We start from the raw sequence: 13,649 nt of genomic DNA on the forward strand, positions 1-13,649 counted from the left end.
AACATTTTTACTATATTTCGATTCTTCTGCGCGTTCCTATTAACAAAATAAAAGGATGTGGCAGAAACGTCACATCCTTTAAGAAATCTTATACCGAATTAAACGGTGTTGAGCGATGCCCATTTCAGTTGTGCTTTGAGATGTTGCCACAAGCGCTCAATCGGGTTGAGTTCTGGACAGTAAGGCGGTTGAAACAGCAAAATGATGTTCTCTGGCACGACCAAATCCTTGCTGGTGTGGAATCGCCCGTTATCGACTTGCAGAATGTTCAGACTGTCCGGATACTGCCGCGAGAATTCGTTGAGAAACTGCTGATAGCAATCCGTGTCCACCTGTGAAAACTGTAAGAAAAAGCTGTCTCCGGTTGCAGGTTCAACCGCTCCGTAAATCCAGAAGGCTTTGAATAACCATTGCCATGTGCCAATCGGTTTGACTCCACAAGCTGTAATCACCCGCCCCAGCAATGTTTTCAGCCCAAAGCGACTCTCATCTTCGGCAAAGTAGCGAATCGGGCGCAGGTCTTGGCGGACTTGCCGAGCATATTGGCGAATCAGGTTCAGGTCATCGGTAAGGTTTGCTTAAACCCCTCCCGCTTGGACTACTGTGTATACACAAGTCGTTTTTGCTGCAGAACGAAATTTTGCAACCGCTCGAATACTGAATTATTTCTTTACAGTCTTAGCTCGGCAATTCTCAATACCGCGTCCGCAACCAGTCTAAATATAACGCTGGTCTCAAGCAACGCGGAAGGCTCACTTTCTGGCGCGATGAAACAGTCCTGAGTCAGTGAATTGTTCCAAACTTAAGCAGTCAAAGGGGGTGCAGCGGTGTTCTACAGTGACAAGCGCTGCAATCATGTTCGCGCTATTTCTTGGTCCTTGCGCTGTTCAAGAATCATTTTAGGTGTCACACCAAGCAGTCGCTTGTACACATTCAAATACGCTTGAGCTATATCAAGCGACGGGGGTTCCTGAACAATCTCTGCAAATTCAGGTGACGCAAAAATGCGGTTTCGGTAGACATAATCTCGTGATTTACCAAAACTGGGCTTATGCTTAATCGACCACCTTTGCCTATCTTGTGGGCATCGGTGGGAGTTTTTTGACTACTTGATCTGGAATTGCAGCCACAATTTCTTCAAAGCAGTAGTTGTTAACCAAGGCGCTTAAGCTTTTCGCTAGTGAGGAATTGGATTCAGGAATTTGCTGAATTAAGTGAAGGAGTTGCGTTGCATTCACTTTCATTGCAGCATCGTGTAGTTGATTGATCCAATCGATCGACATTTCCTGAAGATCTGAAGGTGTCAAACTAGGAGACAGACCTGTATCGATCACAGTGCTTTGATTGTATGTTTGTGGAACGACTCCAGCTTGAGATATGGCTTTTTCTGCATAACAGTAGCGAACGCCCAAATGCTCTGCCATCTTCTCAAAAATTACGTCTGCATAGACAGGTTTGCGAACAAAATCATCACAGCCTGCGGATAGCGCAGTGACCCGATCTTCTTCAAAAGCACTGCCCGTTAGAGCAATGATAATCGGGGCGGGATGAGTGAATGCTTTGATGCGTCGAGTCGTTTCATACCCGTCTAAAACAGGCATTCGCATATCCATCCAGATCAAGTCAGGCATCCAGTCTCTTAAAAGTTCGATCGCGGCTTGACCCTGATTCACCGATCGTACTTCAAACCCGATCGGAGTCAGCAATTCGAGTAAGAGTTGCCGATTTTCTGCTTTGTCCTCTACGACTAGGATTCGATAGATTCGCTGTCCAGGTGCTAGTCCAATTACTTCGCGAGATGGGGGTTGAACGGGCAAGGTGTCGGGTTCTACCGCACGAGTCCGAATCTCAAAGGTAAACATTGCGCCTTTGCCTAACTCACTTTTAACGGTTAGCGCTCCGCCCATCATTTGCACAAATCTTTGACTAATGGGCAAGCCTAGTCCAGTTCCTTGCTGAGATTTAACTCCCGCTTCGGTTTGTACAAAGGGTTTAAACAACAGTTCGAGATCGCTTGAAGAAATGCCCGGTCCAGTATCTTCCACGCTAAACGCAAGACGCAAATCAGGATTTTCTTTGCTCACTCTGACCCGCAACATCACACTGCCGCTTTGCGTGAATTTGATCGCATTGCCAAGCAGGTTTAGAAGCACCTGGCGCAGTTTGCTTTCGTCGGTATGAATGTATCGAGGGACATTGTTCGATCGATCTAAAATCAACCGCAAGCCTTTGAGTTGAGCTTTGAGCTGAAACATTTGCTGCGATCGATCAAGCAAACTATAAAGGTCGATATCCGATTCGTTCAGCGTGATTCGACCCGCTTCAATTTTCGACATCTCTAGCACATCGTTGATTAGCGCCAGTAAATCTTCGCCGCTGCGGTTAATCGTGTCTAAATAAGCTGCTTGACGGGTGCTGAGTGTTCCTTCACCTGTCGATCGATAACGAGATAGCAACTGAGTAAAGCCTAGAATCACATTCAGCGGTGTTCGTAGCTCATGACTCATATTCGAGAGAAACTGGCTTTTAGCAAGGTTTGCTGCATCAGCCGTTTCTTTTGCTTGCTTGAGTTGAGCATTCCTAACACCAAGTTCTGTCGTTCGTTGAGCAACCCGATCTTCTAGCTCTTCATTGGTGCGCTCTAGCTTAGAAAAAGATTCGCGCAACTGAGCCGCCATTTGATTGAACGATTGTCCTAACTGGTTTAGCTCGTTGGTGCTGTGGATAGAAACGGTTTGATCGAGATCGCCACTTGCGATCGCAGAAGCGGCACGTCCCAAGCGTAGAATCGGTTTCGTAATCCAACGAGCGGTGAGAATGCCGAACAGGGTTGCAAGTCCAAAAGCTCCAATACACAGCAAAATTGTGGTGCGAGTATTGGCTTGGATTTGATCCATAAAGTCCGATTCAGGAACAACGACGACAATTAGCCAATCTAAACCCTGTTCGGTCTTGAGCGGTGCAACTTGTAAAAACTGCCGCTGACCGTTGACCTCAAAATCGAGTTGTTGTCGATCGACAATCTGATTTAAGCTACCGAAACGTTGTAATAGATATTGAGTCGTGCGTCCTGTCCAGGGATCAGAACTATCAGTCGCCTTGACTCGATTCGATTTCTGTATTGTTTTTGGTGCAGACGGATTTTCAACGACATAGGGTTGCTGATTCGCTGAATTTGCGACTAGCAATCCGGTTTGTCGTTCAATGATAAACGTTTCGCCAGAACGCCCAATTTTCATGCTTTTGAGGAAGTTGCTGATTCGTTCTAACGAGAAATCGACAGCGGCAACACCGACGAGATTTTTACGATCGTCAAAGATCGGTAGACTTGCATTTAGTACATAGGTTGGAGCAGCAAACAACTTGTAGATTTCTCCCCAGTTTGCTTTGCCTTTTTGCACCGCAGTTTTATACCAAGGGCGAAGCCGAGCATTAAAATTCGGTTTTGCCTTCAATAGTTTTGTTCGACTGAGATTTTGGTCAACCGCGTAGAATCGAACTTCATGCCCGGTTGCATCTCCTGAAACCTTAACTTGAAGAGTGCCATCGTCTCCGCGCTCTGCGCCAATATGGGAGCCATCTTGTTCAGTGCCCACATAAATTGCTCGCACCGATTCAAAGACTTGAATCTGATTGATGAAGTGTCGTTCTAGCTGATCGAAGTCTTGCAGATTAAGCTGATTGAGCCGAATCGCATCGGCATTCACGCGATTAATCTGGTGGGGAGTTGTTACATAGGTTTCTAAGTACTGCTCAATTCGAGCCGTGATCTCGCTGCGAAGTTGACTTGCAACATCGTTTACCGCTTGTTGTCCATTCCGAACAGAGAGCCATCCGGTTAGTCCCACCGCTAAAGAGATTTGTAGAACAAATGGAACCACTAGAACAGGATGTAATGATAAGCGCTTTGTGAAATTTGAAAGGCGATGGGAGAGAGGTCGCATTTCCACACTCCTCGATTAAATTGTTTCAATTAAAGCATTCGGTAGAGACTGATCTGAATGCGTTGCAAATCTTGCTCATGCTATCGATGTTTAGCATAAAGTGAAATTACCCGTTCGGGTGACAAAACGCCGAAAAGCTTAACATAAGCAAAGTGGAGCTTTAACACTGAACAGTGTTAGAGTTTCTAGTATTAGAGTTTCTAGTGTTCGAGCCAAACTATCCATTCTTCAGAACATGGCATGAACTATCATAGAAAAGGTGACATTCTCCTAGTCGATGATACCTTAGACAATCTTCGACTACTATCAGCAATGCTGAATGAACAAGGCTACACCGTTCGCAGTGTTACGAACGGATCAACGGCACTGATGGGGATGCGGGCGCAACCTCCTGATCTGGTGTTGCTAGATATTACAATGCCAGGTATGGATGGATATGAAGTTTGTCAGCACTTACGAGAAGATCCAAACACTCAAGAGATTCCAGTCATTTTCATCAGTGCTCTTAATGAAGCGATCGATAAGATTCGAGCGTTTGCAGTCGGCGGAGCAGACTTCATTACCAAGCCGTTCCAGGTCGAAGAAGTGATTGTGCGAGTTGAACATCAACTGAAGCTCTGTCGGTTGAAACAACAGCTTCAAGAGCAGAATCGCCGCCTACAAATCACAGAAGAAGAACTTCGTCGATCGCTCAAACAAGAACGCGCTCTGAATCAAAGAATCGAGGAAATGGTCGCAATCGAAGAGCGTAACCGCATTGCCCGCGATATTCATGATTCTTTGGGACATTTGCTCGTCGCTCTCAATATTCAAATCGAAACAGGACTCACCTTGTGGGATTTTGATCTCGATCGAGCGCATAGCTTTTTAGCTGAAGCGAAACAGTTGGGATCACAGGCGCTACAAGCAGTGCGACAATCGGTTTCGGACATTCGATCTGATCCGCTGCAAGGGCAGTTGTTGGAAAGTGCGATCGTCAAACTCACCGACGAATTCCACCTAACAACAGGAATTTTGCCCGATTGCTCTGTTGACTTATCTCAGATGCTCTCTAACACTGTCAATCATGTTGCTTACCGGATTGTGCAAGAAGGCTTAACAAACATTTGTAAGTATGCAAATGCGACCAGTGTTGAGGTTCGTTTGCAATCAACAGCGGACGGATTAGCACTCGTGTTGAAAGATAATGGCAAAGGATTTTATCCTGATGAACCTTCGGTGGGGTATGGACTGCGAGGAATGCAAGAACGAACAGCGGCAGTGGGTGGAACACTCAGGATTGAGAGTTCACCTGGAAACGGTTGCTGTATCAGTGCAGAATTGCCAGGGGCGGAGGATTCACGATGATTCGAGTGATGCTGGTCGAAGATCAAGAGATTGTGCGTCGGGGCTTAAAGACGATTCTGGAAACAAAGCCTGATCTTGAGATTGTTGCTGAAGCGGAGAACGGACAACGAGCGATCGAACAATTTAAAGCATTACAGCCAGACTCTCCTGATGTAGTGTTAATGGACGTTCGGATGCCTGTGATGGATGGAGTACAAGCGACTCAACAGCTCTGCCAGCAATTTCCAGATGCCAAAATTTTAATTCTCACGACTTTTAATGATACGAACTATGTAGCTGAAGCGTTACGGTTTGGAGCAAAAGGATATTTGCTGAAAGATACGCCTGCGGAGGAACTCGCGAAGGCAATTCGATCGATCGAGCAAGGCTATACTCAGTTCGGTCCTGGCATTGTTGAGAAGGTAATCGCTCAGGCTCAAATACAGGAGCTATCAATACCACCTGAACTCGACGAATTGACCGATCGAGAACGCGATGTGCTGCAACTGATTGCGACTGGGGCAAACAATCGAGAAATTGCTCAAGCGCTGCATCTTTCTGAAGGCACTGTGAGAAACCACATTTCGCACATTCTCGATCGATTGAAAGTCCGCGATCGTACTCAAGCTGCGATCGTTGCCAATACTTATTCTACTTGGCTAAAAAAGCCAAAGCAATGACAAATGTAATGTGTCAGTCGTGACATTCATTCGATGCGATCGCAGTTCACTTTCGCATAGATTAAACAGTGTTAAATCTATCTCAACCAGATTGGGGAGGATAGTACAAAGAGGCAGAACCGATGCAATCTCCTGAATCTCCTCGAATTCGCGTCTTGCTAGTGGATGATCAAAGCTTGATTCGGCAAGGACTCAAGGCGATGCTAGAACTAGAACCCGACCTACAGATTGTAGGCGATGCGGACAATGGTAAAGTTGCTTTAGAACTGGTGGCACACCTTCAGCCTGATGTTGTGCTGATGGATATCCGAATGCCAGAAATGAGCGGACAAACGGCAACCCAGTTGATTACGCAGGAGTTTCCCACAGTCAAAGTTTTGATTCTCAGCACCTTTGATGATGATGCTTATATTGCAGGAGCGATGCAGGCAGGGGCGAGAGGGTATTTGCTCAAAGATATGCCATCACGCGAACTTGCAACCGCGATTCGATTTGTGCATCAAGGTTATACGCAGTTTGGTCCGGGACTGTTTAACAAGTTGTCGATCGCATCTTCTCCAGAGGCTCAAAATCGTCCAGAAGCGACTCCAAAGATTCCAGACCTGACACCCAGAGAACAAGAAGTTTTACACCTGATCGGGCGCGGCGCAACAAACCGCGAGATTGCCCAACAACTCTACATCACAGAAGGCACTGTTAAAACTCATGTGACCAGTATTTTTAATCGGCTCAATCTTAGGAATCGATCGCAAATTGCAATTTACGCCAATTCTGTTCTTCGTCCGAAAGCATCAAACAGCGACAAACCAAACTTAGATTGATAAAACACCTGCCAAAATCAATTCTGGCAGGTTTAGCTTTTGTCGTTAATCTCAAGCGGCTGCCATTGATAAAAACTGCTTTAGTGCATCTGGATGCGTAAAAGCGAGATACTGTGTCGCGAATGTGGGTGGCAGGAACTCTAGCAACTGTTGATTTTCAATCCAAACCTCAATCACTTGAAAGAATCCCTCGCGATCGCAAGTCTGCACTTGCCAACCTTCGCGCTGAGCAATCTGATGAATTTGTGCTTCAGAGGTTGAAACTGAAACTGCGGCGTGAAAGGCAGTGTAGCGAGAACCCTGCTCACAAGGAGGCAGTTTAATCTCTCCAATCGGCTTTAGTTCTGTTCCTTGTGGGTGAACTTCGATCAGTGTTCCATGCGAATCGAAGGTTAACACAATGTAGCTACCTTCGTGGTAAGGAAACGGCATTGCTTGTCCTTGACAGAGTTCTGCCAGCACTTCAGCAACGTGTTGGGGGTAAAGGGCTGCGATCGAGATGTGATGAATCATGAAATATTTCTCCTTTGTGGTCTAAATTTTACTGATGTGGGCAGCAATAATCTGCCAAGTTCCATGCTCAGAAATTGCCCAAACGCGAGTGTAGCGAAAGTCACCGTTTGCTGGACTGTTATTGTAGCTGCCCATAAGTTGCATTCGGACTGACACGATCGCGATCTCTCCATGCAGTTGAATCCTCTGCTCTGAGGGGTTCAACTCTTGTATCTTGAACAAACCAGATTGATGTGCAGCGAGATCATCTTGTTTGCTGAGTAATTCTCCAAGGTGACTGGTGATGATAATTTCGGGGGCGAGTAGTTCATTCAAAACATCGACATCAGACGCAAGCATGGCTTGTCTCAGTCGTTCTTCGATATTGATAATTTGAGCTTTGATAGCTTCGGTCATGGTAATTCTCAACCTGCATTTAGCAGTAGAGGGTAACATCTTCTCCACACTGATCGGCTAAGTACATCAGTGATTTGAAGCGAATTTCGACGATTTGATCATAGAACGGATTCAATTTACAAAGGGGTGGAATTGATGCGATCGTGCGATCGAAGAGTTTAATTTCTCGCTCAAACGGACACCGAGCCGGAATCATTTTGCACAACAATCGTGCTGTTTTAGGTTGCTGAATCTCAATGGATTCGAGCCATTGACGAATCGGAGAAATGAGACTGTTTTTGAAGCGTTGCATCAGGTTGTACCTCGATTGGGATAGCTCCATCTTAGGAACTCTCCCTGCTGTAAACCTCTGAAAAACGTCTTGAACTGGATTGCACAAAGTCATGATGCTGATCTAACTTTTGTCACTTGCTCGTCTATGAGGATTGTCATGAGTTAGAAAGAAATACACGATCGAGCATCGGTACGTAACACAGATTGTTGCTGAAATGTGCTTCGGTATGCTTCTCGAATGTGCTCGATGCGGCGGTTACTTTCACCGTCAAAGGGATAAAGCAACAATAATACCTTTGATTCTTCTTTGATCACTTTTGCGTTCGAGTCCTTGAACTGTCCGATCGCGGTTAGTACCGTTAGCCCATTCGGAAACAGCGGCGTGATTTCTTGGTCCACGAAGCGCTGAAACTCTTTTTCAGTTACAACAGAGCCATTTGGTTTTGATAAGCCAAACAGTAGCTCAGTTCTATTCAGTGGGTTCCCGTGTTGAGCTTGGCAGACACTAGCGGAACTTTCGATACGGCTTGGATCAGTAGGCGGATTGAGAAGCGCGATCGCAGTAAATCCCAATCCAGCAGCAAGAAAAAGATTGGTAATTATCCTAAATTTCATTGAATAGCTCCCATTAGATTTTTTGTCGTTCGATCAATTGCGCGAATAGTCCCGCTTGATTTGATAGTTGATCGAAGTTGCCTTGTTCAACGACTCGACCGTTTTGAAGGACATAGATCCGATCGGCGTTGCGAATCGTGCTGAGACGATGAGCGATCGCAATTCGAGTGACTTTGAGTCGTTCTAGACTTTGAGATACGATCGCTTGAGTGCGATTATCGAGCGCACTGGTCGCTTCATCGAATAGCAAAATTTTGGGCTTGAGAACCAGCGATCGGGCAATCAATAACCGCTGCCGTTGTCCACCCGAAAGATTAGTTCCACCTTCGCTAATGACCGTGTGCATTCCCATTGGCATCGATTCAACGTCTTCAGCAAATCCCGCCATTCGAGCAGCTTCCCAGGCTTCGTCCATTGTTACTAGCGCCCCGCTTGCAATGTTCTCAAAAAGCGATCCTGACATCAATCGGCTATTTTGCATTACCACCCCTAACTGACGACGCACCGCATTCACATCGAGTCCAGATAAATCCTGTCCATCAAAGTAAATCGTTCCAGATTCAGGCACATCAAAGCCGAGTAGCAATCGAAACAACGTTGATTTACCACTGCCTGAAGGACCCACCAAGGCAATAAACTCCCCAGGTTCAGCTTCGATGCTGACATCATCAAGCGTTAAAGGACCATCATCTCGATAGCGAAAGATTGCATGATCGACCAGTAATCGACCCGTTAACCGACCCGGATCAGCCTTATCTGTATCAACTTCAGGGCGAGCTTCTAAAATCGGTTGTGCCCGCTCCCACAACGGAACAATCTTTAGCACATCCACTACTGTTGTACTTAGACTGGTTGCCCCCGCAATGAATGTTCCAAAAGCGGCATTAAACGCAAGAAATGTTCCAGTTGAAAAGCCGCCACCTTGAGTTTGTGATTGTTGTAGTAATGTCGTTGCAAACCAAAATAGAATTGCTGTTGTTAGAGCAGGAAGCGTCTTGTTCAAAACGGCAAGCACATCTTCAACGCCTTGTGTGCTGAGCATCCATTTAATCTGCTGACTGTATTGTTTGCCCCAGTGTGCGAAGGCGCGTGATTCGGCTCCAGCAACCCGCAGTTTGGTCACTCCATTGATCATCTGCACCATCACCCCAAAGAGTTGTCCCTGCAATTCGAGCAAAGGACGAATTTTACGAAGCGTCATCACACCAGAGACGATCGTGACCGTAATATTTACCAACGCAACCAATACAGCAATCAAGGTAAGTGCCCCACTGTAGTAGAACAATAATCCTAGATTTAACAATGAAAACAAGCTAGTAAAAATGCTTCTGAGAACGGTGCTACTGAGCTTCTGACGGATTTGGCTGACTGCACTGACCCGCGAGTTTAAATCCCCGATCGAGTATTGCCGAAAGAAGGATGCTTTCAAGTTCAGCAACCGATCCCAAACTGCCGCCTGTGTAGACGAATCCGCAAAAGTTTCCATTCGCATAATCGCGCTACCTTGAGCCAGTTGAAACAGCGTTCCACCAAACGCAGTCGCAAGCAAACCCAGAGCAATCTGAACGAGTAAACTGCGATCGGCATCGGGAATTGCGTTATCAATCAAGACGGCTGTAGCTTGAGGAGTCACCATTCCAAGCAGTGTTGTTGCCACGCCTGCTACGAGAACAACAATGAGTTCGTGATAGTGTCCTCGTAGCGCAAACTGAAGTAAATCAAGTGTTTTTAGCGCTTTATCCGGCAATGGACGGTAAAAAGTGTAAGCGGTTGAAGTAAGATTAGCTGCATTTCGATTGTTAACGGTAATCCGTGTTTGTTGGAGCGGATTATAGATCTCATAGCGCGTATCTGATATGGGTAGAATTGCAACTGGTTGATTTTCGTCTGAAGTATAAGCGAGCATTGCACCGCAGTCTTTTTTCCACCACTGATCGCGGAGTGATACTTGACGCATTCGCAATCGAGAAGACCGAGCGATCGCAATCAATGGATCGCCGACTCGTTTGAGATCTTCCGACTTTGCTGGAGGACGAATGGTAACACCCAAAGCGTGACCGACTGCTCCCGCTGCCATGAGTAGCGCTTGTTGTGGGTCGATCGCAGCAGGTTGAGAAATGGTTGTCCCAGGAGCTTTAAGTAATGACACCAATTCGCCTAGCGTTTCGTCCATCACTTGCTGATTCAATTGTTGCCGCTCTTGAAAGCGCGATCGCTCTGCTTCAGCATCTTGTTGTTCTAGTTGCTCGATCGCTTGAAGAAAATAGATCTGAAGCTGGGTTAAACCTGCAATTAGTGTTTCTAAATCGTCAATTTCTAGCGTTGTTTGGGCAGAAAGCTCGATCGTAGATTCTGCTTGTAGCCAAAGATTTGAACTAAACGGTAATAGTTCAGAATCAGGTGTAAGCAATCGTTCCTCGAATCCCATCCAGGTCGCGTAGCCTTGTTGAAGTTGTACCCAAGCGATCGTGTTTCGCTGTGGCTGAAACACTTGATGGGTTGCGAGTGAGAAATAGCGTGTTCCTTCTTCTTGAGCGGGTAGCTCAGGCGGCACAATGTCTGAGAGTGCAAGTCCGAGATGTTCAATCCAGTCCTCGATCCAATTGATCGCTTGTCCCTCACCCATGAATTCTTGCAGCGACACTTTTAGGAGTTCGGTTTCCTCGATCGACACTGCTAAAATCTGCCGCCTTGTGTTCGATGCAGTCGCGAACATTGCCTGCTGATTTCTAACTGTGAATAGATAGCGGCGAGTTCCTTCGATCGTACCGTTCTGGCTTTCAACTGCAAATAACGCAAACGATCCCGATTTTACAATCCAAACATTTTGCGGATCATCAAGCAAAATCGGTTCATTGCCCTTTAATCGATGTGTTTCTCCGCGCAAACTTGCAACTCTAACTTGGTCAAGCATAGTAATAACCTTCCTCTACAGCGCTTCTCCTTCGCTCCGAATCAATTGCAGATACTTTCCTTCAACTTGTCGCAGTTCATCATGACTACCGCGTTGCACCACTTTTCCGCGATCGAGCACAATAATCTCGTCACAATCTCGAATCGTGCTGAGTCGGTGCGCCACAATAATGCAGGTACAGCCTCGCTCCCGTAGCTTTTGATCAATGAGCTTCTCAGTTTCAGAATCTAGCGCACTCGTGGCTTCATCCATCACTAGAATCGATGGATTGTTCACCAGCGATCGAGCAATTTCTAATCGTTGTCTTTGACCACCACTTAAATTCGTTGCACCTTCAGCAAGGTCAGCATTGTAGCCACCCGGCATCGACAGCACGACATCATGAATCGCAGCATCTTTACAAGCTCGAACTAAGTTGTTTTGAGGAATCGTCGCATCCCAGAGTGTTAAATTATCGCGAACACTACCGGAAAACAGCGAAATATCTTGTTCAACAAGCGCGATCGAGTTCGTAATCACTTCACGCCGAATCTGTGTTCTCAGTTGATGATCAAACAGAATCTCACCCGACCAAGGCTCATACAAGCCACAAACAAGCTTTGCAACGGTTGATTTACCCGAACCACTCCCGCCCACAAGCGCAACTCGTTGACCCGGTTTTAAGTGAAAGCTCAGATTCTCGATTAACGGTTTTCCTGCGCGATTGTAGCCAAACGTTAAGTTACGAAGCTCAACATAACCTTGAAGTCGAACCGTTGAGGTAGAAAGTGATTTAGGTTGGTTCAAAGCAGCATCGATCGGGTTTCGCAACACATCATCTAATCGATTGAGATTGCCTTCCATTTCTTGCAGTTCGCCCGCAAGTGACACTAAACTGTTCACAGGTTCTAGAAACTTCTGCATCATGGCTTGAAATGCGACTAACATCCCAATGCTCAACACGCCATCCATCACGCGCAAGCCTCCAATCACCAGCAGTAACATCGAGGTAATCGAAGTCAGAAAAGAAGGCAGAACTCCCAACGTTTGATTGGTTGTATCCATTTCCTGACGTGCGTTGATTGCTTTCGCGTAGTAGCCTGCCCAGCGTGAAAAGAAATCAGACTCTAGCCCTGATGCCTTTAGTGTTTCCATACTTTGCAGACCAGAAATCGAAACCCCACTGACTTTACCTTGTTCTTGCATCAGTCGCATATTGGCATCAACTCGCTGGCGAGAGACCCATCGCCAAACTGTGATATTTACTGCGACAAACGCAATCCCGATCGAGGTTAAAACCACATCGTATTGCAGCATCACAAACGCATAGAAAAAGACCGTTACGGCTGAAATCATTGTGGTTGCAAGTCGTCCAGACAGCAACGCGGCTAAACTATCGTTCAACCGCACTCGACTGCTAATTTCTCCAGCAAATCGCTGATCATAAAAGCTGACAGGCAAACGGAGAATATGCCAGAGAAATCGGCTTGACATTCCAACTGCAAGCTTAATCCTCAAGCGTCGGAGGAACTGAAGTTGTAGCAGTGTGAGAAATCCATTCAAGACAGATGTAAACAAAATTCCGAGAATCAGCGGGCGAATCCAATCATCGCGCCCCTCGATTAGAACATTATCCACAAAAGCTTGAGAGAACGCGGGTAAAGCTAATCCAGGAATCACTAATAACAACCCCGCAGCAACACAATAAGCTAACGCACCGATCGAACCTTGTAAGCGATCCCATAGCGCTAAAACTGTACTCGGTTTACGTCCACCCGGTCTAAACTCTGCACCTGGTTCAAATACGAGAACTACGCCTGTATAAGACTCATTAAATTCTTCAGTAGAAACGGTGCGTGGTCCAGTTGCAGGATCATTGAGATACACCTTATCTTTAGCGAAGCCTTCAACCACTAAGAAATGATTGAAGTTCCAGAATACGATATATGGACACTTTAGCTTTCTGAGTGCTTCTAACTCGGTTTTGAAGCCTTTTGCTTGTAACTGACAGCTTTTTGCAGCACTAAGAACATTCGAGGCTTTGCTGCCATCGCGTGAAACCCAGCAATTCTCATTATGAAAAATCAACTGGAGTTGGGCGGGACTTCTAACTCCAGTCCTTCAATCATAAAGGTCAGCAAATGATCCCAATTCTCGAACAATAAGTAGCGAGTTAAGGCACGCAGAT

The 13,649-nt window shown here is 46.1% G+C and carries 11 protein-coding genes; 3 read left to right on the forward strand and 8 right to left on the reverse strand.

Annotated features, from left to right (window positions below):
* Positions 1–98 precede the first annotated feature (98 nt).
* Together ACQ4M5_RS20610 and ACQ4M5_RS20615 are read right to left on the reverse strand one after the other, a co-directional pair.
* A complete protein-coding gene (locus tag ACQ4M5_RS20610; protein WP_430677568.1) occupies positions 99–509 on the reverse strand; it encodes an IS630 family transposase in 411 nt (136 codons plus the stop codon).
* A gap of 564 nt (positions 510–1,073) precedes the next feature.
* Entirely contained in the window at positions 1,074–3,944 is a 2,871-nt protein-coding gene (locus ACQ4M5_RS20615; RefSeq protein WP_430677555.1) for an ATP-binding protein, read from the reverse strand.
* A 240-nt stretch (positions 3,945–4,184) separates the two neighbouring features.
* On the opposite strand from ACQ4M5_RS20615, the gene ACQ4M5_RS20620 reads away from it, so the two are divergent.
* From ACQ4M5_RS20620 to ACQ4M5_RS20630, 3 genes are all read left to right on the forward strand, one after another.
* Positions 4,185–5,291 carry a response regulator gene (locus ACQ4M5_RS20620; protein ID WP_430677556.1) on the forward strand — a complete coding sequence of 369 codons (1,107 nt, stop codon included), beginning with the start codon at positions 4,185–4,187 and terminating at the stop codon, positions 5,289–5,291.
* Positions 5,288–5,950: a response regulator transcription factor gene (locus tag ACQ4M5_RS20625; RefSeq protein ID WP_430677557.1), complete on the forward strand. Its 663-nt coding sequence runs from the start codon at positions 5,288–5,290 to the stop codon at positions 5,948–5,950. The genes ACQ4M5_RS20620 and ACQ4M5_RS20625 overlap by 4 nt, the downstream gene beginning before the upstream one ends.
* Positions 5,951–6,072: 122 nt before the next feature.
* The gene (locus ACQ4M5_RS20630) at positions 6,073–6,771 is read left to right on the forward strand and encodes a response regulator transcription factor (RefSeq protein ID WP_430677558.1); all 699 of its coding nucleotides are present in this window, start codon (positions 6,073–6,075) and stop codon (positions 6,769–6,771) included.
* Between the two features lie 51 nt (positions 6,772–6,822).
* On the opposite strand, the gene ACQ4M5_RS20635 is transcribed toward ACQ4M5_RS20630, so the two are convergent.
* From ACQ4M5_RS20635 to ACQ4M5_RS20660, 6 genes are all read right to left on the reverse strand, one after another.
* Positions 6,823–7,284 carry a hypothetical protein gene (locus tag ACQ4M5_RS20635; RefSeq protein ID WP_430677559.1) on the reverse strand — a complete coding sequence of 154 codons (462 nt, stop codon included), beginning with the start codon at positions 7,282–7,284 and terminating at the stop codon, positions 6,823–6,825.
* Positions 7,285–7,305: 21 nt separating this feature from the next.
* Positions 7,306–7,680, reverse strand: a complete 375-nt coding sequence (locus ACQ4M5_RS20640; RefSeq protein ID WP_430677561.1) for a nuclear transport factor 2 family protein — start codon at positions 7,678–7,680, stop codon at positions 7,306–7,308.
* Between the two features lie 19 nt (positions 7,681–7,699).
* Positions 7,700–7,972 (reverse strand): Mo-dependent nitrogenase C-terminal domain-containing protein, encoded by a 273-nt coding sequence (locus tag ACQ4M5_RS20645; protein ID WP_430677562.1) that lies wholly within the window; start codon positions 7,970–7,972, stop codon positions 7,700–7,702.
* A 143-nt stretch (positions 7,973–8,115) separates the two neighbouring features.
* On the reverse strand, positions 8,116–8,568 hold the full coding sequence (locus ACQ4M5_RS20650; RefSeq protein ID WP_430677563.1) for a DUF3574 domain-containing protein: 453 nt from the start codon (positions 8,566–8,568) through the stop codon (positions 8,116–8,118).
* Between the two features lie 13 nt (positions 8,569–8,581).
* Complete coding sequence (locus ACQ4M5_RS20655; RefSeq protein WP_430677564.1) at positions 8,582–11,482, reverse strand: NHLP bacteriocin export ABC transporter permease/ATPase subunit; 2,901 nt, start codon at positions 11,480–11,482, stop codon at positions 8,582–8,584.
* 15 nt (positions 11,483–11,497) lie between these two features.
* Positions 11,498–13,549, reverse strand: a complete 2,052-nt coding sequence (locus ACQ4M5_RS20660) for an NHLP family bacteriocin export ABC transporter peptidase/permease/ATPase subunit (protein WP_430677565.1) — start codon at positions 13,547–13,549, stop codon at positions 11,498–11,500.
* Positions 13,550–13,649: the final 100 nt, after the last annotated feature.

Source organism: Leptolyngbya sp. AN10, assembly GCF_050565645.1.
Taxonomy (GTDB): Bacteria; Cyanobacteriota; Cyanobacteriia; order Leptolyngbyales; family Leptolyngbyaceae; genus Leptolyngbya.

What these genes read in the sequence shown, in the direction of transcription:
- ACQ4M5_RS20615 (WP_430677555.1), bottom strand. Translation starts at nt 3,944, where the DNA reads ATGCGACCTCTCTCCCATCGCCTTTCAAATTTCACAAAGCGCTTATCA.
- ACQ4M5_RS20620 (WP_430677556.1), top strand. Translation starts at nt 4,185, where the DNA reads ATGAACTATCATAGAAAAGGTGACATTCTCCTAGTCGATGATACCTTA.
- ACQ4M5_RS20625 (WP_430677557.1), top strand. Translation starts at nt 5,288, where the DNA reads ATGATTCGAGTGATGCTGGTCGAAGATCAAGAGATTGTGCGTCGGGGC.
- ACQ4M5_RS20630 (WP_430677558.1), top strand. Translation starts at nt 6,073, where the DNA reads ATGCAATCTCCTGAATCTCCTCGAATTCGCGTCTTGCTAGTGGATGAT.
- ACQ4M5_RS20635 (WP_430677559.1), bottom strand. Translation starts at nt 7,284, where the DNA reads ATGATTCATCACATCTCGATCGCAGCCCTTTACCCCCAACACGTTGCT.
- ACQ4M5_RS20640 (WP_430677561.1), bottom strand. Translation starts at nt 7,680, where the DNA reads ATGACCGAAGCTATCAAAGCTCAAATTATCAATATCGAAGAACGACTG.
- ACQ4M5_RS20645 (WP_430677562.1), bottom strand. Translation starts at nt 7,972, where the DNA reads ATGCAACGCTTCAAAAACAGTCTCATTTCTCCGATTCGTCAATGGCTC.
- ACQ4M5_RS20650 (WP_430677563.1), bottom strand. Translation starts at nt 8,568, where the DNA reads ATGAAATTTAGGATAATTACCAATCTTTTTCTTGCTGCTGGATTGGGA.
- ACQ4M5_RS20655 (WP_430677564.1), bottom strand. Translation starts at nt 11,482, where the DNA reads ATGCTTGACCAAGTTAGAGTTGCAAGTTTGCGCGGAGAAACACATCGA.